The sequence below is a fragment of the Stenotrophomonas sp. PS02297 genome, from assembly GCF_029959705.1.
In the GTDB taxonomy this organism is placed as follows: domain Bacteria; phylum Pseudomonadota; class Gammaproteobacteria; order Xanthomonadales; family Xanthomonadaceae; genus Stenotrophomonas; species Stenotrophomonas nitritireducens.
The window spans coordinates 1-18,284 of record NZ_JASCOS010000073.1 but is presented as its reverse complement, the minus strand read 5'-3'; the positions used below and the strand labels follow the sequence as shown (position 1 = coordinate 18,284).

The window sequence follows — 18,284 nt, the reverse complement described above, 5'->3', positions numbered from 1 at the left end:
CTGGCGCCTGATACCGCTGCGCGCCGGCCCTGGCCGGCGCGATGCCTGGAAACTGGATAACGAGGTATAGCTGCAATGGCGAACTCCGCAGTGGGCCACTCCGACCATCACGGTCACCAGCAGGGCTTCTTCGAGCGTTGGTTTTTCTCCACCAACCACAAGGACATCGGGACGCTGTACCTGCTTTTCAGCTTCTTGATGTTCATCGTCGGCGCCTTCATGTCGGTGCTGATCCGCTGGGAGCTGATGGAGCCCGGGCTTCAGCACATGAAGCCTGAATTCTTCAACCAGATGACCACCGTGCACGCGCTGGTGATGATCTTCGGTGGCGTGATGCCGGCCTTCGTCGGCCTCGCCAACTGGATGATCCCGCTGCAGATCGGCGCGCCGGACATGGCGCTGCCGCGCATGAACAACTGGTCGTTCTGGCTGCTGCCGGTGGCCTTCACCCTGCTGCTGCTGACCCTGTTCCTGCCCGGCGGCGCGCCCGCCGGCGGCTGGACCATGTACCCGCCGCTGTCGCTGCAGGGCGGCTACAACGTCGCCTTCAGCGTGTTCGCGATCCACGTGGCCGGCATCAGCTCGATCATGGGCGCGATCAACATCATCGCCACCGTGCTCAACATGCGCGCGCCGGGCATCGACCTGCTGAAGATGCCGATCTTCTGCTGGACCTGGCTGATCACCGCGTTCCTGCTGATCGCGGTGATGCCGGTGCTGGCCGGCGCCGTGACCATGCTGCTGACCGACAAGTTCTTCGGCACCAGCTTCTTCAACGCCGCCGGCGGCGGCGATCCGGTGATGTACCAGCACATCTTCTGGTTCTTCGGCCATCCGGAGGTATACATCATGATCCTGCCGGCGTTCGGCGTGGTCAGCGAGATCCTCCCGACCTTCAGCCGCAAGCCGCTGTTCGGCTACCAGGCGATGGTCTACGCGACCGCGGCCATCGCGTTCCTGTCGTTCATCGTGTGGGCGCACCACATGTTCACGGTGGGCATGCCGCTGGGCGGCGAGATCTACTTCATGTTCGCCACCATGCTGATCTCGATCCCGACCGGCGTGAAGGTGTTCAACTGGGTCAGCACGATGTGGAAGGGCTCGCTGACCTTCGAGACCCCGATGCTGTTCTCCATCGCCTTCGTGGTGCTGTTCAGCATCGGCGGCTTCTCCGGCCTGATGCTGGCCATCGTGCCGGCCGATTTCCAGTACCACGACACCTATTTCGTGGTCGCCCACTTCCACTACGTGCTGGTCACCGGCGCGGTGCTGGCCCTGATCGCCGCGGTCTACTACTGGTGGCCGAAGTGGACCGGCCGCATGTACAACGAGTTCTGGGGCAAGGTGCATTTCTGGTGGACGATGGTGTTCGTCAACCTGCTGTTCTTCCCGCAGCACTTCCTCGGCCTGGCCGGCATGCCGCGCCGCATCCCGGACTACAACCCGGTGTTCGCCGACTGGAACATGGTCAGCTCGATCGGCGCGTTCGGCATGTTCGTCACCCCGTTCCTGATGGCCGCCATCCTGCTGTCGTCGCTGCGCAGCGGCAAGCGCGCCGAGGCGCGCGCTTGGGAAAGCGCCAAGGGTCTTGAGTGGACCGTGCCGTCGCCGGCGCCGGCGCATACCTTCACCGTGCCGCCGGTGATCCAGCCGGGCGACCTGGCCCATGACGACGTCACCCACTGAGGCGCGCATCATGAGCCGTCCCGACTGGCAATCCGATGAACTGGCCCTGCGCCGCCGCCGTTCGCGGCGCACGGCGCTGGTGGTGGGCCTGATCGCGGTGGCGATCTACGCCGGCTTCATCCTGTCCGGGGTGCTGGCGCATTGACCACGCCCGCGCCCCGGCCCGAACGCAATGCCGGCATCGTCCGGTTGCTCGGCGTGGCGCTGGGCGTGTTCGTGCTGACCTTCTCGCTGGTGCCGCTGTACCGCATCGCCTGCGAAAAGGTCTTCGGCGTCCGTCTTGAGCGCGGCGCCAGCCAGGTCGCCGCCTCCCAGGCCCCGACCGACAGGCGCGTGGTGCGGGTCGAGTTCGATGGCGGCGTCAATTCCAAGCTGCCGTGGGCCTTCCATCCGGAAAAGCTGACGATGGACGTGGTGCCGGGCGAATTGAACGAAGCGCTGTATTTCGCCCGCAACGACAGCGAGCACGCGCTGGTCGGCAGCGCGGTGCCCTCGGTGGCTCCTGCGCGCGCCTCCGGCTATTTCAACAAGACCGAGTGTTTCTGCTTCACCGCGCAGACCCTGCAGGCCGGCGAGCAGCGCGAGATGCCGGTGCGTTTCATCGTCGATCCGGACCTGCCCGCAGACGTCCGCACGATCACCCTGTCCTATACCTTCTACAAGAACGACGCGCTGACGGCGCAGCTGGCACCGGCCTCGGCCGCTGGCTCGTCGCACGCGGCCCCCTGACCACGGATCCGGAAGCAAGCCATGGCCCACAACACGCCTGATGCCAACGTCTACTTCGTGCCGAGCCAGAGTCGCTGGCCCTTCGTCGGCTCGATTTCCATGCTGGTGCTGATGGTCGGAGTGGCCAGCTGGCTCAACGACGCCAGCTGGGGTCGCTGGACCTTCTTCCTCGGCCTGGCGATGCTGGTGTTCACCCTGTTCCTGTGGTTCGGCGACGTGATCCGCGAATCGGTCGGCGGGAACTACAACCGCCAGGTCGATGGCTCGTTCCGCATGGGGATGGTCTGGTTCATCTTCTCCGAAGTGATGTTCTTCGGCGCCTTCTTCGGCGCGCTGTTCTACACCCGCGTGTACGGCCTGCCCTGGCTGGGCGGCGAAGGCCACGGCGTGGCGACCAACGAGATCCTGTGGGACGGCTATTCGGCCGCATGGCCGAGCAACGGCCCGGGCAGCGTCGGTGGCTTGTTCCAGACCATCCCGGCGTGGGGCCTGCCGCTGGTCAACACGCTGATCCTGCTGACCTCGGGCGCGACCCTGACCATCGCCCACCATGCGCTCAAGGCCGGCAACCGTCGCCAGCTGCTGATCTGGCTGGGCGCTACCGTGCTGCTGGGCTGCGTGTTCCTGTTCTTCCAGGCCGAGGAATACATGCATGCCTACGGCGAGCTCAACCTGACCCTGGGCTCGGGCATCTACGGCTCCACCTTCTTCATGCTCACCGGCTTCCACGGCGCGCACGTGGCGCTGGGCACGATCATGCTGATCGTCATGTGGCTGCGTTCGGCCAAGGGGCACTTCACCCGCGACAACCATTTCGGCTTCGAGGCCGCGGCGTGGTACTGGCATTTCGTCGACGTGGTGTGGCTGATGCTGTTCCTGTTCGTCTACGTGCTGTAAACGGCGGGAAAAAAGCGGGGAGCGGAGTACTGGGGATCGATTCCCGGTTCACCGCTCCCCTTTGCTTCATGGGCTCGCCCGTTCACGGGTCCGCCCGCTGCATGGAAACCCCTGGCTTCAGCCGCCGACACCGTGCGGCCTGATCCAGCCGCTATAGATGCCAAGGACGACCAGCAGGATCAGCACCACCGACAGCACGATGCGCCGGGTCAGCGCATTGACTGTGCGCTTGGTCTGGCCACGATCGATCATCAGGTAGTACAGCCCGGCGCCAAGATTCCAGACGATGACGATCAGGAACGCGATCACCAGCAGTGTCTTCAGCGAATCATTCATGCACGGCTCTGAGTGTGGGAAGGCGGTGCTATCTCACCTGCTCGCGGCGCGCTTGTCATGACGCGACAGCACACGGGCATCTTCGGCTGGTTGCTGGCGCTGGTGGTAGCCGCCGCGTTCAGCGCGCTGGGCGTCTGGCAGTTGCAGCGCATGCACGAAAAGCAGGCGCTGCTTGCGCAGGTGCCGCCGGACCGCAGCGGTGCGATGACGCTGGCGCGGGCGATGCGCGCGCCGGAAACGCTGCACTGGGTGCATGACCGCCTGGAATTCCTGCCCGCCACGGTGCTGCTGGACAACCAGCTGCGCGAAGGCCGTGCCGGCCTGAAGGTGTACCAGGCCGCGCGTGCGGATGGCGGCGCGGTGCTGGTCGATCTGGGCTGGTTGCCGTTGCCGGCCGACCGCCAGCTGCCGCCCATCGCGCCGCTGCAGGGCCGGATCGAGGTGCAGGGCCTGTGGGCGCCGCCGCCGTCGCCCGGGATCGCATTGGGGCCGGCACTGGCCGATACCTCGCAGCCGCAGGTGTGGCTGGCCACGCGCCTGGATTTCCCCGCCATCGCCGCGCAGCTGCGGCTTCCGGCCGCGGGGCTGGCGGGGCACGTGCTGCGGCTGGATCCGGCATCGCCGCTGGGCTACACCCGCGACCTGGACCTGTTGCCCAATACGCTGCCGCCTTCGCGCCATCTCGGCTATGCGGTGCAATGGTTCGCCATGGCACTGGCGGTGCTGGTGATCGCCGCCATGCTGCACCGGCGCCGCCGCCGCGGGCGCTGAACGCCAAGCCATGGGAAAATGCCGCACATGAATGCCCTGACCCCGGAACAACTCATCATCCGCAAGCGCGGCCGCCGCGTGCTGCTGATCATCTTCGCGATGTTCTTCGGGTCGATGGCGCTGGCCGGCGCCCTGCGCTTTTCCGGCTGGATGCCGCAGGTGAACCGCAACCACGGGCAGTTGTTCGAACCGCCGCTGGACCTGCGCCAGGAGCCGCTGCGGCTGGCCGACGGCAGTCCCTACGAATGGAATCCGGCCGCCCGCCACTGGCGTATCGTGCTGGCGCCGGCGGCGGAGTGTGCGCCTGCCTGCGTCACTTTGTCGCAGCAGCTGGACACGGTGTGGCAGCTGTTCGGCCATAACGCGGATAATGTCGAAATACTGTGGCTGGGTGCGCCGCCGGAACAGGTGGCGGCCTCGCCGGCGCTGAAGGTGCTGCAGGCTTCTCCGGCGTTCCGGGCGAAGCTGCCGGGGGTGGACGACCCCGCCGGCATCCCGGTTTACGTGATCGATCCCAACGGCTTCGTGGTATTGCGTTACGCGCCGGGCTTCGACCCCGGTGGCCTGCGCACCGATCTTTCCAGGCTGTTGAAACTGAAGTGAGTCCCGTTCGATGAATGCCCCCGCGCGTCCGGCGCTGTACCGCAACTTCCATCGCCTGGCGTGGTTCGCGCTGATCATGACCGCGAGCACGATCATGTTCGGCTCGTTCGTGCGCCTGTCCGATGCCGGGCTGAGCTGTCCGGACTGGCCGACCTGCTATGGCCGCGTCACCTGGCCGCAGACGCAGGTGGAAGCCGCGCAGCATGTGGCCAGCGAGATCCGCCCGCTGGAAAGCCACAAGGCCTGGCGCGAGCAGGTGCACCGTTTCCTGGCCGGCCTGCTGGGCGTGGAAATCCTGGTCCTGGCGCTGCTGGCCGCGCGCCGCCACCGCTGGGGCGTGGCACAGGTGGTCACCGCCTCGGTGCTGGTGGCGCTGGCCATTCCCCTGTACATGCGCGGCGAACATGTCGCCTCCAGCGTGCTGGCCATCGGCGGCGAGGCGATCCTGCTGCTGGCGGCGCTGCGCTGGTCCAACATCGACCTGTCGCGCGCGGCGGTGCTGACCCTGGCTGTCGTGATCTTCCAGGCGCTGCTCGGCATGTGGACGGTGACCTGGCTGCTCAAGCCCATCGTGGTGATGGGGCATCTGCTCGGCGGCATGCTGATGTTCGGCCTGCTGGTGTGGATGGCATGGAAGGCCACGCACCTGCCGATCACCTTGGCGCAGGCGCCGCGCCTGCGCTGGTGGCTGCGCGCCGGGCTGGCACTGCTGGTGCTGCAGATCGCGCTGGGCGGCTGGGTCAGCGCCAACTATGCCGCGTTGGCCTGCGGCGGCGGCAGCGCTTCGCTGGACAACTTCCCGCGCTGCGTGAGCGAATGGTGGCCGCAGCAGAACTACGCCGAAGGCTTCACCCTGTGGCGCGGCATCGGCGTGGACTATGAAGGCGGGGTACTCGACGGCGCGTCACGCATCGCCATCCAGATGGCGCACCGGATGCTGGCCGTGGTGCTGGCGCTGTACCTGCTGGTGCTGTCGGCGCGCATGTTCCGCCTGCCGGGCATGCGCGGCTGGGCCAGCGCGCTGGGCGCGCTGGTGCTGCTGCAGGTCACCCTGGGCGTGCTCAACGTCAAGCTCGCGCTGCCGCTGGCGGTGGCGGTGATGCACAACGGCGGCGCCGTGTTCCTGCTGTTCGTGCTGGTCTCGCTGCTGGCGCGGCTGCGTGCCCCGGAGTAAGCCGATGACGACGACCGTGCGCGATTACTGGGACCTGACCAAGCCCAAGGTGGTGGCCCTGATCGTGTTCACCGCGCTGGTGGGCATGTTCCTGGCGATTCCCGGCTGGCCGACCGCCGCGCAGGCGGTGACCGGTGCGCTGGGCTTCATCGGCATCTGGTTGTCGGCGGCGGCGGCCGCGGCGATCAACCAGTTGCTGGACGCGCGCATCGACGCGCGGATGGCGCGCACCTCGTGGCGCCCGCTGGTGGTCGGCAAGGTGTCCTCGCGCCAGGTGCTGGTGTTCGCCGCTGCGCTCACCGCGCTGTCGATGACCATCCTGATGCTGTGGGTGAACATGCTCACCGCGGTGCTGACCTTCGCCTCGCTGATCGGCTACGCGGTGGTCTACACCGTGTACCTCAAGCATGCGACCTCGCAGAACATCGTCATCGGCGGCCTTGCCGGCGCCATGCCGCCGATGCTGGGCTGGGCCGCGGTCACCGGCATGGAGGGCGCCTCGGACTGGGCTTACGCATCGCTGCTGGTGCTGATCATCTTCGTGTGGACGCCGCCGCATTTCTGGGCGCTGGCGATCTTCCGCCGCGCCGACTATGCCAAGGCGGCGGTGCCGATGCTGCCGGTCACCCATGGCGTGCCGCATACGCGCCGGCAGATCCTGTTCTATTCGGTGGTGCTGGTGGTGGTGACCCTGCTGCCGGTCGCACTGGGCATGAGCGGCGTGTTCTATCTGGGCGGCGCCACCGTGCTGAACCTCGTGTTCCTGTGGTACGCATGGAAGATGCAGGACCCGCCGGACGAGATGTTCAACATGCAGATGTTCGGCTACTCGGTGGTCTATCTGATGGCGCTGTTCGCCTTCCTGCTGGTCGACCACTGGCTGCTGCCCTGGCTTTGAGGAAGCAGCCGGGAAACAGGAGCCGGTGACGGCAGGAGCATGGCTCCTGCCGCTGCCTTAGCGGCTGCTGGCACCTGGACCTTGCTTCCCGGCCGCCGACCGCGCGTAGCGCTGGGCCACCATCGCGCAGACGATCAGCTGGATCTGGTGGTAGATCATGATCGGCAGCACGATCGCGCCGAGGCTGCCGCCGGCGAACAGCACCTTGGCGATCGGCACGCCGGTGGCCAGGCTCTTCTTGGAGCCGCAGAACACGATGGGAATCTCGTCCTCCCGGCTGAAGCCCAGCCGCCGCGCCAGCCAGGTGATGCCGGGCATGGCGATGGCCAGCAGCACCACGGCCACCAGCGCGGCAGCGAGCAGCGAGCCGACCGGGGTCTTGTGCCACAGGCCCTCGACCACCGATTCGCCGAAGGCGCCGTAGACCACCAGCAGCACCGTGCCCTGGTCGGTATAGCGCAGCAGCGCGCGCTGCCGTTCCACCCAGCGGGCGATCCACGGCCGCAGCAGGTGGCCGGCGATGAACGGAACCAGCAACTGCAGCATGATCGCGCCGACCGCATGCAGCGGATCGGCCATGCCGCCCTGGCTGCCGGCCAGCAGGCCCATCAGCAGCGGGGTCAGGAACACGCCGAGGATGCTGGACAGCGACGCCGCGCATACCGCGGCCGGCACATTGCCGCCGGCCATCGAGGTGAAAGCGATGGACGACTGTACCGTTGACGGCAGTGCGCACAGGAACAGCACGCCGATATAGAGGTCCGGCGTCAGTACCGGCCCGGCCAGCGGCTTGAATGCCAAGCCCAGCAATGGGAACAGCACGAAGGTGCAGGCCAGGATGACCAGGTGCAGGCGCCAGTGCAGCATGCCGGCGATGATGGATTCGCGCGGCAGGCGCGCGCCGTGCAGGAAGAACAGCGCGGCGATGGCCAGGTCGGTGAAACGGTCCAGTCCGTGCGCGGCGGCGCCGGTCATCGGCAGCACGGTGGCCAGGGCCACGGTGGCGAGCAGGGCGAGGGTGAAGTTGTCCGGTCGCAGGCGCGACCACCAGCGGGTCATTGGTGGGAGTGTCCTTGTCGGGGCGGGAATCAGTGCGCGGGCGGCTGCTCCAGCGCGGTGCGTACGGTGGGCTCCAGCGAGGTCAGGCCGGCATCGCGGCCGAACTGCAGGGCGGCATCGACGGGCGCGCCGTGCACCCGTGCCTGCGCCAGCGCCAGCAGCGCGCCGGCACGGTTGCCCGAGGCGCAGTGCAGCAGCGTGGTGCCGGTGTCCTGCCCGAGCAGGCGGTCGAGCGTGCGCGCGTTGGCCTCGCTGATGCCGCCGGCGCCATCGATGGGCAGGCGCACGTAGCGCAGGCCGAGCTGCTCGGCCACGGCGGCTTCGTCGTAACCGCGGTCTTCCTGCGGCATGCGCAGGTCGATCACCGTGGTGACGCCGGACCGCGCCGCATCGCGCAACTGCTGCGCGCTGGGTTGGCCGCCGGTGAACAGGTCCGGGCGCGGCTGTTTCAGCGCGTGTTCGGCGGCACCCGCAGCGGCGGCGCAGGCCAGCAGCAGGAACAGGAACTTCGGCAGATGCGGGTTCATTGTTCTTCTCCGTCAGCGCATCAGCGCATGGTCGCGCGCGTCTTGAGCAGCTCGCGCAGCTCGTATTTGTCGGTCTCGTCCAGGCCCTGCTGGCGCTGCTTGGCCAGCAGCTCGTCCACGCGCTGCTGCAGCAGCTGCTTTTCCAGCTGCACGACGGCGTCGTGCAGTTCCTGGGTCCAGCTGGCCTCGTCGCCGGGCAGGGCGACGGCCGCCAGGCGATGCAGCGCGGCCTGTTCCTCGCGGCCGTCGAAATGTTGCAGCAGCGCGCCGGTGCTGATGTCCGGGCGCTGCTGCACCAGTTCCAGCAGCTCCAGCAGCAGTTCGATGCCGGGCAGGCGCAGGCCGGCGATGGCGTGGTGGCCTTCCAGGCCCAGCGCCAGCGAAGGCTGCTGCAGCAGGATGGCGATGGCCGCGCGCACCAGGCTGCGCTTCTGCACCGGCGCGACCTGCGCGCGGCGCATGGGCGCGGTGGCTGGCGCGTTGCCGGCGGGCGCGCGGCCCACACCGGTCATGCGCTGCAGTTCCTGCTTCATCAGGTCGCCGAAGGCGCCATCGGGAATCTGCGCCAGCATCGGCTTCGCGCGTTCGGCCACGCGCGCCTTGCCGTCGAGCGTGCCCAGGTTGATCTCGCGGGTGAGCTCGTCGAAGAAGAACTGCGACAGCGGCGTGGCCTGCTTCAGGCGCGTGTCGAAGGCCTCGGCGCCTTCCTTGCGGACGATGGTGTCCGGGTCCTCGCCATCGGGCAGGAACAGGAAGAAGGCCTGGCGCCCGTCCTTCATCCGCGGCAGCACCGATTCCAGCGCGCGCCAGCCTGCCTTGCGTCCGGCGTTGTCGCCGTCGAAGCAGAAATACACGTCCGGCGCGTTGCGGAACAGCAGCTCGGCGTGGTCGGGCGTGGTCGCCGTACCCAGCGTCGCCACCGCCTGGGTGACGCCGAACTGGAACAGGCTGACCACGTCCATGTAGCCCTCGACCACGATCAGGCGCTCGATCTTCTGGTTGGCCTGGCGTACCTGCCACAGGCCGTACAGTTCGCGACCCTTGTGGAACAGCGCGGTTTCCGGCGAGTTGAGGTACTTGGGACCGTCGTCCTTTTCCATCACCCGGCCGCCGAAGGCGATGACCCGGCCGCGGCGGTCGAAGATCGGGAACATCACCCGGTCGCGGAACTTGTCGTAGACGTGGCCGCGGTCGTTCTTGGAGAACAGGCCGACGCGGTCGAGCAGCTTCATGCGCCGCTCGTCCTTGCCCAGCGCGTCCTTCAGCGCGCTGTAGCCGTCCGGCGCGTAGCCGATGGAAAAGCGCGCGCGGGTGTCGGCGTCGACGCCGCGTCCATCGAGATAGGCCAGCGCCTTGTCATTGCCTTCCAGCTGCTTCTGGAAGAAGCGGGTGGCGGCGTCGAGCGCCGAGTACTGGTCGCGGCTGTCGTCCTGCTGCTGCGGGCTGCGCGGGTTGGCGTCGCGCGGCACTTCCATGCCGGCGCGCTTGGCCAGCTCCTCCACCGCGTCGAGGAACTCGAGGCGGTCGTAGTTCATCAGGAAGCTGATCGCCGTGCCGTGCGCGCCGCAGCCGAAGCAGTGGTAGAACTGTTTGGTCGGCGAGACGGTGAACGAGGCCGAACGCTCGTCGTGGAACGGGCAGCGTGCCGCGTACTCCTTGCCCTGGCGCTTGAGCGGCACGCGCGAGCCGACCACTTCGACAATGTCGGAGCGGGCGAGCAGGTCGTCGATGAAGGCGTCTGGGATTCGGGCCATGCTGGAAAATGGAGCACCGCCGGCGGCGGTACATGGCGAAGGTGTGCGGCAAGTGTACTAGAGGCCCGGCGCCGGAGCGGCGGCAACCGCCCGCGGATGCGCGCGTTCGTCGATGACCGCGGTGACCAGGGCGCCGACGAAGAACACCACGCTGGCGTAGTACACCCACACCAGCATGATCACCAGCGTGCCCATCGAACCGTAGGCGCTGCCGGGCGCGGCATTGGCGATGTACAGGCCGATGCCGTAGCGGCCCAGGGTGAACAGCGCCGCGGTGATCGCGCCGCCGCCGAAGGCCTGGCGCCACGCCACCGGGCGGTCGGGCAGGTAGTGGTAGAGGAAGGCGAAGCCCAGCGCGTAGAGCACCAGCGTGGATGCGTAGCCCACCGCCGGCAGCAGCGAGGGCAGGTGCGCGAACACCACCTGCAGCGCGGTGGTGGCGACCATCGACACGATCAGCAGGAAGCCCAGCGCCAGCACCACGCCGGCGGAGAAAATGCGTTTCTTCAGCCAGCCGAGCACGCCGTCGAAGCGCTGCAGGTCGGTATGGAAGATCCGGTTCAGGGCGCCCTGCAGCTGGGCGAACACCACGGTGGCGCCGACGAACAGCAGCAGCAGGCTCCAGACGCCGGCCAGCGAGCCCAGGTCGGGCCGCGCGGCGGCGTTGGCGATCACCGTGTCGGCCACGTCCGCCACGCTGCTGCCGGCCAGGTCGCCGATCTGGCCGACCAGCGCCTGCTGCGCCGGCGGGTAGAGGGAGGCGGTCAGCCACAGCAGCAGCACCAGCAGCGGTGCCAGCGAGAGCAGGGTGTAGAACGCCAGCGAGGCCGCCTGGGTCATCACGTCCGCTTCGGTGAAGCGGCGGGCCAGGGCGGCCGGCAGGCTTTGCTGCAACCGCTCGAGGCGGTGCTTCATGTCCGGTGACAGGGGCGCCATGGCGTGCAGGATCGCATACCCGTCGCGGTGGTCGCCGTGATTGAGGACGACCCGCCGGCCCGCGGATGGCAGGGCCGGCGTACGACGTGCGGCCGAATCAGCCCGCCAGGGCCTGCTTGACCAGCTTCGACACCAGGCCCATGTCGGCCTGGCCGGCCAGCAGCGGCTTGAGCGCGCCCATCAGCTTGCCCATGTCGGCCGCACCGCTGGCGCCGGTCTGGGCGATGGCGGTGCTGATCGCGGCCAGGATCTCGGCCTCGCCCATCTTGGCCGGCACGTAGCGCTCGATCACCACGATCTCGTCGCGCTCGACCTTGGCCAGGTCCTCGCGGCTGGCGGCCTCGTACTGGGTCACCGAGTCCTTGCGCTGCTTGACCATCTTGTCCAGCACCGCGATCACCGCGGCGTCGTCCAGCTCGATGCGCTCGTCCACTTCCTTCTGCTTGATCGCCGCGTTGATCAGGCGGATCACGCCGAGGGAGTGCTTGTCGCCGCCCTTCATGGCGGCCTTCATGTCGTCGGTCAGTTGCTGTTTCAGGCTCATGGACCACCTCTTGCGGGATCGGAATGCGGGGGTGCGCGCGTGGCGCGGGAACGCAAAAAGCCGGCTACGCTCGCGCGTGCCGGCTTTCACTCCAGTTACGGAAGGCCGAAGCCTCCGTTCAGGAGCTGCGTCCGATCAGTACAGGCGCTGACGCTTGGTGACGTCGCGCGAGGAACGACGCAGCTGGCGCTTCACGGCAGCAGCGGCCTTGCGCTTGCGTTCCTGGGTCGGCTTTTCGTAGAACTCGCGCTTGCGGGTCTCGGCCAGCACGCCGGCCTTTTCGCAGGTGCGCTTGAAGCGGCGGAGCGCAAACTCGAAAGGTTCGTTCTCGCGGACTTTGACGCTGGGCATGGAATCTCCGGGACACAGTGAGACCGGGTCACGCCCGGTGAGCCGCGCATTATAGCCGCTTTGAATCCGGGCGCAAGTAGGTGGGCAGGGCGGGCCTCCGGAAAGCGGCCCGTCGCGACCTTGGGGCGGCCACCCGGCCAGCACCGCCGCGGCAGGAAGACGGTCGCGATGCCGACGGACGGGGCCGGGCCCACGGGGCGTCCGGAGGGGCCCGCGCCCGCCGTCGCGGTTCGTAAACGCGCGCCTTGGGGTTCACAATACCTGCATGAAAGTCCTCGGCATCGAATCCTCCTGCGACGAAACCGGCGTGGCGGTGTACGACACCGCGCTGTCGGGCGTCGACGCCCTGCGCGCCCATGCGGTCTACAGCCAGATCGCGCTGCACGCCGAATATGGCGGCGTGGTGCCGGAGCTGGCCAGCCGCGACCACGTGCGCAAGACCCTGCCGCTGATCCGGCAGACCCTGGACGAGGCCGGCATCGCCGTCTCCGAACTGGATGGCGTGGCCTATACCGCCGGTCCCGGCCTGGTCGGCGCGCTGCTGGTCGGCGCCGGGGTCGCGCGTTCGCTGGCCTGGGCGCTGGATGTGCCGGCCATCGGCGTGCACCACATGGAGGGCCACCTGCTGGCGCCGCTGATGGAGGACGACCCGCCGGAGCCGCCGTTCGTGGCCCTGCTGGTCTCCGGCGGGCATACCCAGCTGGTGGCGGTGGACGCCATCGGCCAGTACCGCCTGCTCGGCGAGACCCTGGACGACGCCGCCGGCGAGGCCTTCGACAAGACCGCCAAGCTGATGGGCCTGCCGTATCCGGGCGGTCCGCAGCTGGCGAAACTGGCCGAGGCCGGCACGCCCGGCCGGTTCCGGTTCGCGCGGCCGATGACCGACCGGCCGGGGCTGGATTTCAGTTTCTCCGGGCTCAAGACCCAGGTGCTGCTGGCCTGGCGCGACAGCGACCAGAGCGAGCAGACCCGCGCCGACATCGCGCGCGGCTTCGAGGACGCGGTGGTCGATACGCTGGCGATCAAGTGCGGGCGCGCGCTGGATGAAGCCGGCTGCGACGTGCTGGTGGTGGCCGGCGGCGTCGGCGCCAACAAGCGCCTGCGGGCGAAGCTGCAGGACGCCGCGCAGCGCCGCGGCGGCCGCGTGTGCTTCCCGCGCCCGGCGCTGTGCACCGACAACGGCGCGATGATCGCCTTCGCCGGCGCGCTGCGCCTGCAGGCCGGCCAGCACAGCCCGGCCGAGGTGAAGGTGGTGCCGCGCTGGGACATGGCCACGCTGCCGCCGGTGTGACCCGCGCCGCTTGCCGGCAACGCCGCAGGCATGCCCGCCGGTGCGCGAACCGGCGTTCCCGATAGCGTTGCATCGCGCGCTGGAGCGCGCTCCAGCGCAGGCAAGGCGGCCGCGTGCACGGCAGGCTCAGGGGCGGCTCGTTACCATGTCCGTTCATTCACCGCGACGGACGCAATGGACAAGGTATTCATCGAAGGGCTCGAAATCGACGCCCTGATCGGCATCTACGACTGGGAACGGCGCATCCGCCAGACCCTGGTGTTCGACCTGGAGATGGGTTTCGACAACCGCAGGCCGGCGGCCAGCGACGACATCGCCGACACGCTCAACTACAAGGCGGTCAGCAAGCGCCTGCAGGAATACGTGCGCGAATCGGATTTCGGCCTGGTGGAAACCCTGGCCGAGCGCTGCGCGCGGATCGTGCTGGATGAATTCGACGTGCGCTGGCTGCGCCTGAAGCTGAGCAAGCCCGGTGCGGTGCGCGGCGCGCGCGCGGTGGGCGTGATCATCGAACGCGAACGGACCTGACGGGGGAGGCCGGCCCGGCCGGCAACCCCGCCAGCCCGCAATGCCGGCCCGCGGCCGGCGACTTCAATAACGACGGAATACAGGAGATACCCGATGGTGGATGCGGTGGTGGCGGCACAGTGGCTGGAGCGGCTGCAGGACACACTGGAACCCTATCCCGGCGCCTACCTGGCATTGATGGTCTCGGTCCTGCTGGTCGCGGCGGGGCTGGCCAACTGGATCACCAAGCGCATCCTGCTGCGCGGCCTGCGCCGGCTGCTCAGCCGCCTGCCCGGCGCCGAGACCGGGCGCGGCAGCCATCTGATGCGGGTGATCGCGCGGCTCTCCAACGTAGTGCCCAGCCAGGTGATCGCCGCCGGCATCAAGGTGGTGCCGGACCTGCCGCCGGGCCTGGTGGCCTTCATCGTCGGCGCCTGCCAGGCGTGGGCGGTGCTGACCGTCGCGCTGGCGGTGTCGCACGCGCTGGACGCGGCCAACGACCTGTACGAGCGGCGTCCCGACGCGCGCGACAAGCCGATCAAGGGCTATCTGCAGGTGGCCAAGATCGTGATCTTCGTGATCGCCGGACTGTCCATCGTCGCCACCCTGGCCGGCGTCGACCTGCGCTACCTGGTGACCGGGCTGGGCGCGGCCACCGCGGTGCTGATGCTGATCTTCCAGGACACCATCCTGTCGCTGGTGGCCAGCGTGCAGATCAGCGGCGACGGCCGCGTGCGCATCGGCGACTGGATCGAGATGCCCAGCCAGAACGCCGATGGCGACGTGATCGACATCGCCCTGCATACGGTGACGGTGCAGAACTGGGACAAGACCATCACCACCATCCCGACCAAGAAGCTGGTCACCGAGTCGTTCAAGAACTGGCGCGGCATGCAGGAATCGGGAGGGCGGCGGATCAAGCGCTCGATCTTCCTGGACCAGCACAGCGTGCGCTTCCTCGACGCGCCGGCGCTGGACCGGCTGGAGCGGTTCGGCCTGCTCGACGACTACCTGGCCGGCAAGCGCGTGGAGCTGCAGCAGTGGAACGCGCAGGTCGCGCAGGCGCATCCGGAAGAGGTCAACGCGCGCCGGATGACCAACCTGGGCACCTTCCGCGCCTATGTCGAGCGCTACCTGCGCAGCCACCCCGGCATCCACCAGGACATGACCCTGCTGGTCCGGCAGATGGCGCCGACGCCGCAGGGGCTGCCGCTGGAGATCTACTGCTTCACCGCCTCGACCGCATGGGCGCAGTACGAGGCCACGCAGTCGGACGTGTTCGACCACCTGCTGGCGATCCTGCCCGAGTTCGGCCTGCGCGTGTTCCAGGAATCCAGCGACGCGATGCTGATGGCGATGCGCGGCGAGCCGGTATCCGCCTGACGATGTGCGGGGTGGGCAGGCTTTCCGGGCTTCACGACGGCGGCGCTAGAATCCGCGCTTTGTAAGCGTTTCCATACAAGGACCGCCGGTGGCAGACCGCATTCAATCCCTGATCGACCGCATGACCCTGGAGGAGAAGGTCGGCCAGCTGGGCGTGTTCGCCGACATGGTCCGCCCGTTCGCGCCGGACGTGAACCCCGAAGCCAACGTGCGCAACGCCGCGCAGGTGCTGGAACAGGTGCGCGCAGGCCGCGTCGGCAGCCTGTTCAACGGCGTCGGTGCCGCGCAGGGCCGCGAGATCCAGCGCGTGGCGGTGGAGGAAAGCCGGCTCGGCATTCCGGTGGCATTGGCCGCCGACGTGATCCACGGCATGCGCACGGTGTTCCCGATCCCGCTGGGCGAGGCCGCCAGCTTCGAGCCGGAACTGGCCGAGCGTACCGCCCGCGCCACCGCCGTCGAGGCCACCGCCGCCGGCATCCACTGGACCTACGCGCCGGCGGTGGATATCGCCCGCGACCAGCGCTGGGGCCGCGGCGCGGAATCGGCCGGCGAGGACGTGGTGCTGGGCTGCGCCTTCGCCGCCGCGCGCGTGCGCGGTTTCCAGGGCGCGGACCTGGCCGCCGCCGATTCGCTGCTGGCCACGCCCAAGCATTTCGCCGCATACGGCGCGGTCGCCGCCGGCATGGAATACGCGCAGGTGGACATCTCGCCGCAGACCCTGCACGACGTGCACCTGCCGCCGTTCAGGGCCGCACTGGCGGCCGGCGCGCGCGCGCTGATGAGCGCCTTCAACGACATCAACGGCGTGCCGGCCAGCGCCAACCGCTGGCTGCTGACCGACCTGCTGCGCGGGCAGTGGGGCTTCGACGGCGTGGTGGTCTCCGACTACACCGCCGACATGGAACTGATCGCGCACGGCTATGCCGCCGACGAAACCGATGCCACGTCCAAGGCGTTCCTGGCCGGGCTCGACCTGAGCATGCAGAGCGGCTTCTACGCCGCGCACCTGCCTGGGCTGGTGAAAAGCGGACAGGTGCCGATGGCGGTGCTGGACGCGTCGGTGCGCCGCATCCTGCGCCTGAAGGAGGCCATCGGCCTGTTCGACGATCCGTACCGCTCGCTGGACCCGGCACGCGAGGCCGACACCTCGCACATCGCCGCGCACGATGCGCTGGCCCGCGACGCGGCGCGGCGTTCGATCGTGCTGCTGAAGAACGAGGGCGCGCTGCTGCCGCTGCGCAGGGCCGGGCAGAAGATCGCGCTGATCGGCCCGTTCGCGCAGGACCGCGACAACATCGAAGGCTGCTGGACGCTGTTCGGCGACAAGGCGCGCTACGTCACGCTGGAAGCGGGCGTGCGCGCGGCGCTGGACGATGATGCGCTGCTGGACGTGGTGCCCGGCTGCGCGCTGGAAGACGCCGTGGAAGGCGGCATCGAGGCGGCGGTGGCCGCCGCGCGCCGTGCCGACGTGGCGGTGCTGGCGCTGGGCGAACCGCAACGCTACAGCGGCGAGGCGCAGTCGCGGGTGGAAATCGTGCTGCCGCCGGCGCAGCAGGCCCTGGCCGAGGCGGTCGCCGCCACCGGCACGCCGGTGGTGGTGCTGCTGCGCAATGGCCGCGCGCTGGCGCTGCAGGGCGCGGTGCGCGATGCACAGGCCATCGCGGTGACCTGGTTCCTCGGCACGCAGACCGGCCATGCCGTGGCCGACGTGCTGTTCGGTGCTTACAGCCCGTCCGCGCGCCTGCCGGTCAGTTTTCCGCAGCACTCCGGGCAGCAGCCCTATTTCTACAACCACCCGCGCACCGGCCGCCCGGAACTGCCGGAGATGTCCGAGTTCAAGGCGCGCTGGCGCGAGATGCCCAACGCGCCGCTGTACGCCTTCGGCCACGGCCTGGGCTACAGCACGTTCGCCTACGCTGCGCCGCGGCTGAGCGCGCCGCAGCTGGACTGGAACGGCGAACTGGTCGTCACCACCACCCTCACCAACAGCGGCGCGGTGGCCGCCGAGGAAGTGGTGCAGCTGTACGTGCACGACCGCGTCGCCAGTCGCGTGCGCCCGGTACGCGAACTCAAGGCGTTCGAGAAGGTGCTGTTGGCCCCCGGCGAGGCGAAGGACGTGGTGTTCCGGCTCGACCGCGGGCAACTGGCCTTCACCAACGCCGAGGGCGTGTTCACCGCCGAACCGGGCCTGTTCGACCTGTGGGTCTGCGCCTCGTCGGCGAGCGGCGTGCCGGTGCGGTTCGAACTGCTGGCGCCCTGAGCGCGTACCTCCGGCCCGCGTGCCGGGTGGGGACGGGTGACGACCGGCATCTTGATGCGGGCGGCGGGCGTGCGATGCTGTCGCCGCGCCCGCCGGAGATCCGCCGATGCCTGCACCGATGCCCACCTACCTGCCGTGGCTGATGACCGCTGGTTTCGGCTGGCTGTACTACCGCCGCCTCCGCCGCCACTTCGGCTGGCAAGCCTGGCAACCGCGCCGCACGCTGGTACGCATCGCGATCCTGGTGCTGGTGGCGGCGATGCTCGGACTGGCGGCGGCCTTCGTGCCGCACGTGGCCGCCGGCATGGCCGTGGGTGCGCTGGCCGGCATCGGGCTGGGCGTGTTCGCGCTGAAGCACACGCGTTTCGATGTGCGCGAAGGCCGGCCTGGCTACACGCCCAATCCCTGGATCGGCGGCGCGCTGTCGGTGTTGCTGGTCGCGCGGCTGGCCTGGCGCTGGCATGACGGCGCCTTCAGCCAGGGCATGGCGCCGGGCGCGGCCAACGCCAGTCCGCTGACCCTGGGCCTGGCCGCCGCCCTGGTCTGCTACGGACTGGTGCAGGCCATCGGCCTGCACC

20 protein-coding genes are annotated in these 18,284 nt (G+C 68.9%); 13 read left to right on the top strand and 7 right to left on the bottom strand.

The features are described from left to right. The first annotated feature begins 75 nt into the window (after positions 1 to 75). The 4 genes from ctaD to QMX80_RS13230 are packed head-to-tail and all read left to right on the top strand — an operon-like array spanning position 76 to position 3,312. Positions 76 to 1,686 carry a cytochrome c oxidase subunit I gene (ctaD, locus tag QMX80_RS13245; RefSeq protein WP_055770958.1) on the top strand — a complete coding sequence of 537 codons (1,611 nt, stop codon included), beginning with the start codon at positions 76 to 78 and terminating at the stop codon, positions 1,684 to 1,686. A 10-nt stretch (positions 1,687 to 1,696) separates the two neighbouring features. Continuing rightward, entirely contained in the window at positions 1,697 to 1,831 is a 135-nt protein-coding gene (locus QMX80_RS13240) for a hypothetical protein (protein ID WP_268768315.1), read from the top strand. Further along, complete coding sequence (locus QMX80_RS13235; protein WP_273083278.1) at positions 1,828 to 2,415, top strand: cytochrome c oxidase assembly protein; 588 nt, start codon at positions 1,828 to 1,830, stop codon at positions 2,413 to 2,415. Before QMX80_RS13240 ends, QMX80_RS13235 begins: the two co-directional genes overlap by 4 nt. A 21-nt stretch (positions 2,416 to 2,436) precedes the next feature. Next, entirely contained in the window at positions 2,437 to 3,312 is an 876-nt protein-coding gene (locus QMX80_RS13230; protein WP_055770952.1) for a cytochrome c oxidase subunit 3, read from the top strand. A 117-nt stretch (positions 3,313 to 3,429) separates the two neighbouring features. On the opposite strand, the gene QMX80_RS13225 is transcribed toward QMX80_RS13230, so the two are convergent. Further along, a complete protein-coding gene (locus QMX80_RS13225) occupies positions 3,430 to 3,648 on the bottom strand; it encodes a twin transmembrane helix small protein (RefSeq protein ID WP_055770950.1) in 219 nt (72 codons plus the stop codon). A 57-nt stretch (positions 3,649 to 3,705) separates the two neighbouring features. Here QMX80_RS13225 and QMX80_RS13220 point away from each other — a divergent pair, with 57 nt between their 5' ends. The 4 genes from QMX80_RS13220 to cyoE are packed head-to-tail and all read left to right on the top strand — an operon-like array spanning position 3,706 to position 7,094. Next, a complete protein-coding gene (locus QMX80_RS13220) occupies positions 3,706 to 4,419 on the top strand; it encodes an SURF1 family protein (protein WP_282277522.1) in 714 nt (237 codons plus the stop codon). Positions 4,420 to 4,437: 18 nt separating this feature from the next. Continuing rightward, positions 4,438 to 5,022, top strand: coding sequence for a hypothetical protein (locus QMX80_RS13215; protein WP_282277520.1), 585 nt, complete (start codon positions 4,438 to 4,440; stop codon positions 5,020 to 5,022). A 10-nt stretch (positions 5,023 to 5,032) separates the two neighbouring features. Continuing rightward, positions 5,033 to 6,196 carry a COX15/CtaA family protein gene (locus QMX80_RS13210; protein WP_055770942.1) on the top strand — a complete coding sequence of 388 codons (1,164 nt, stop codon included), beginning with the start codon at positions 5,033 to 5,035 and terminating at the stop codon, positions 6,194 to 6,196. A gap of 4 nt (positions 6,197 to 6,200) precedes the next feature. Then, complete coding sequence (gene cyoE, locus QMX80_RS13205; RefSeq protein ID WP_055770940.1) at positions 6,201 to 7,094, top strand: heme o synthase; 894 nt, start codon at positions 6,201 to 6,203, stop codon at positions 7,092 to 7,094. Between the two features lie 57 nt (positions 7,095 to 7,151). Here the strand turns inward: cyoE and QMX80_RS13200 are convergent, their stop codons facing one another. The 6 genes from QMX80_RS13200 to rpsU all read right to left on the bottom strand — a co-directional run bounded on the left by QMX80_RS13200 (position 7,152) and on the right by rpsU (position 12,265). Then, a complete protein-coding gene (locus tag QMX80_RS13200) occupies positions 7,152 to 8,153 on the bottom strand; it encodes a bile acid:sodium symporter family protein (RefSeq protein ID WP_282277518.1) in 1,002 nt (333 codons plus the stop codon). 29 nt (positions 8,154 to 8,182) lie between these two features. After that, a complete protein-coding gene (locus QMX80_RS13195) occupies positions 8,183 to 8,680 on the bottom strand; it encodes a sulfur transferase domain-containing protein (protein ID WP_282277516.1) in 498 nt (165 codons plus the stop codon). Between the two features lie 20 nt (positions 8,681 to 8,700). Beyond that, positions 8,701 to 10,434 carry a DNA primase gene (gene dnaG, locus QMX80_RS13190; protein WP_282277515.1) on the bottom strand — a complete coding sequence of 578 codons (1,734 nt, stop codon included), beginning with the start codon at positions 10,432 to 10,434 and terminating at the stop codon, positions 8,701 to 8,703. A gap of 57 nt (positions 10,435 to 10,491) precedes the next feature. After that, positions 10,492 to 11,370, bottom strand: coding sequence for a YihY/virulence factor BrkB family protein (locus QMX80_RS13185; protein ID WP_273083264.1), 879 nt, complete (start codon positions 11,368 to 11,370; stop codon positions 10,492 to 10,494). A 97-nt stretch (positions 11,371 to 11,467) separates the two neighbouring features. Next, positions 11,468 to 11,914, bottom strand: a complete 447-nt coding sequence (locus tag QMX80_RS13180) for a GatB/YqeY domain-containing protein (protein WP_282277512.1) — start codon at positions 11,912 to 11,914, stop codon at positions 11,468 to 11,470. Between the two features lie 135 nt (positions 11,915 to 12,049). Beyond that, positions 12,050 to 12,265: a 30S ribosomal protein S21 gene (gene rpsU / locus QMX80_RS13175; protein ID WP_002808376.1), complete on the bottom strand. Its 216-nt coding sequence runs from the start codon at positions 12,263 to 12,265 to the stop codon at positions 12,050 to 12,052. 265 nt (positions 12,266 to 12,530) lie between these two features. Here rpsU and tsaD point away from each other — a divergent pair, with 265 nt between their 5' ends. The 5 genes from tsaD to QMX80_RS13150 form a co-directional block, all read left to right on the top strand. Beyond that, positions 12,531 to 13,556 (top strand): tRNA (adenosine(37)-N6)-threonylcarbamoyltransferase complex transferase subunit TsaD, encoded by a 1,026-nt coding sequence (tsaD, locus tag QMX80_RS13170; RefSeq protein WP_055770924.1) that lies wholly within the window; start codon positions 12,531 to 12,533, stop codon positions 13,554 to 13,556. Between the two features lie 174 nt (positions 13,557 to 13,730). Next, positions 13,731 to 14,084 carry a dihydroneopterin aldolase gene (gene folB / locus QMX80_RS13165; RefSeq protein WP_273083259.1) on the top strand — a complete coding sequence of 118 codons (354 nt, stop codon included), beginning with the start codon at positions 13,731 to 13,733 and terminating at the stop codon, positions 14,082 to 14,084. A gap of 93 nt (positions 14,085 to 14,177) precedes the next feature. Next, positions 14,178 to 15,446, top strand: a complete 1,269-nt coding sequence (locus tag QMX80_RS13160) for a mechanosensitive ion channel family protein (RefSeq protein WP_273083258.1) — start codon at positions 14,178 to 14,180, stop codon at positions 15,444 to 15,446. An 88-nt stretch (positions 15,447 to 15,534) separates the two neighbouring features. Beyond that, entirely contained in the window at positions 15,535 to 17,706 is a 2,172-nt protein-coding gene (locus tag QMX80_RS13155) for a glycoside hydrolase family 3 N-terminal domain-containing protein (protein WP_282277507.1), read from the top strand. Between the two features lie 106 nt (positions 17,707 to 17,812). After that, a partial coding sequence (locus QMX80_RS13150; protein ID WP_282277505.1) for a hypothetical protein occupies positions 17,813 to 18,284 on the top strand: 472 nt, incomplete at its 3' end.

Coding starts and splice junctions, on each gene's coding strand:
- tsaD (WP_055770924.1), top strand. CDS start 12,531: ATGAAAGTCCTCGGCATCGAATCCTCCTGCGACGAAACCGGCGTGGCG.
- rpsU (WP_002808376.1), bottom strand. CDS start 12,265: ATGCCCAGCGTCAAAGTCCGCGAGAACGAACCTTTCGAGTTTGCGCTC.
- QMX80_RS13160 (WP_273083258.1), top strand. CDS start 14,178: ATGGTGGATGCGGTGGTGGCGGCACAGTGGCTGGAGCGGCTGCAGGAC.
- QMX80_RS13200 (WP_282277518.1), bottom strand. CDS start 8,153: ATGACCCGCTGGTGGTCGCGCCTGCGACCGGACAACTTCACCCTCGCC.
- dnaG (WP_282277515.1), bottom strand. CDS start 10,434: ATGGCCCGAATCCCAGACGCCTTCATCGACGACCTGCTCGCCCGCTCC.
- cyoE (WP_055770940.1), top strand. CDS start 6,201: ATGACGACGACCGTGCGCGATTACTGGGACCTGACCAAGCCCAAGGTG.
- QMX80_RS13195 (WP_282277516.1), bottom strand. CDS start 8,680: ATGAACCCGCATCTGCCGAAGTTCCTGTTCCTGCTGCTGGCCTGCGCC.
- QMX80_RS13210 (WP_055770942.1), top strand. CDS start 5,033: ATGAATGCCCCCGCGCGTCCGGCGCTGTACCGCAACTTCCATCGCCTG.
- folB (WP_273083259.1), top strand. CDS start 13,731: ATGGACAAGGTATTCATCGAAGGGCTCGAAATCGACGCCCTGATCGGC.
- QMX80_RS13180 (WP_282277512.1), bottom strand. CDS start 11,914: ATGAGCCTGAAACAGCAACTGACCGACGACATGAAGGCCGCCATGAAG.
- QMX80_RS13225 (WP_055770950.1), bottom strand. CDS start 3,648: ATGAATGATTCGCTGAAGACACTGCTGGTGATCGCGTTCCTGATCGTC.
- QMX80_RS13240 (WP_268768315.1), top strand. CDS start 1,697: ATGAGCCGTCCCGACTGGCAATCCGATGAACTGGCCCTGCGCCGCCGC.
- QMX80_RS13215 (WP_282277520.1), top strand. CDS start 4,438: ATGCCGCACATGAATGCCCTGACCCCGGAACAACTCATCATCCGCAAG.
- QMX80_RS13220 (WP_282277522.1), top strand. CDS start 3,706: ATGACGCGACAGCACACGGGCATCTTCGGCTGGTTGCTGGCGCTGGTG.
- QMX80_RS13230 (WP_055770952.1), top strand. CDS start 2,437: ATGGCCCACAACACGCCTGATGCCAACGTCTACTTCGTGCCGAGCCAG.
- QMX80_RS13185 (WP_273083264.1), bottom strand. CDS start 11,370: ATGGCGCCCCTGTCACCGGACATGAAGCACCGCCTCGAGCGGTTGCAG.
- ctaD (WP_055770958.1), top strand. CDS start 76: ATGGCGAACTCCGCAGTGGGCCACTCCGACCATCACGGTCACCAGCAG.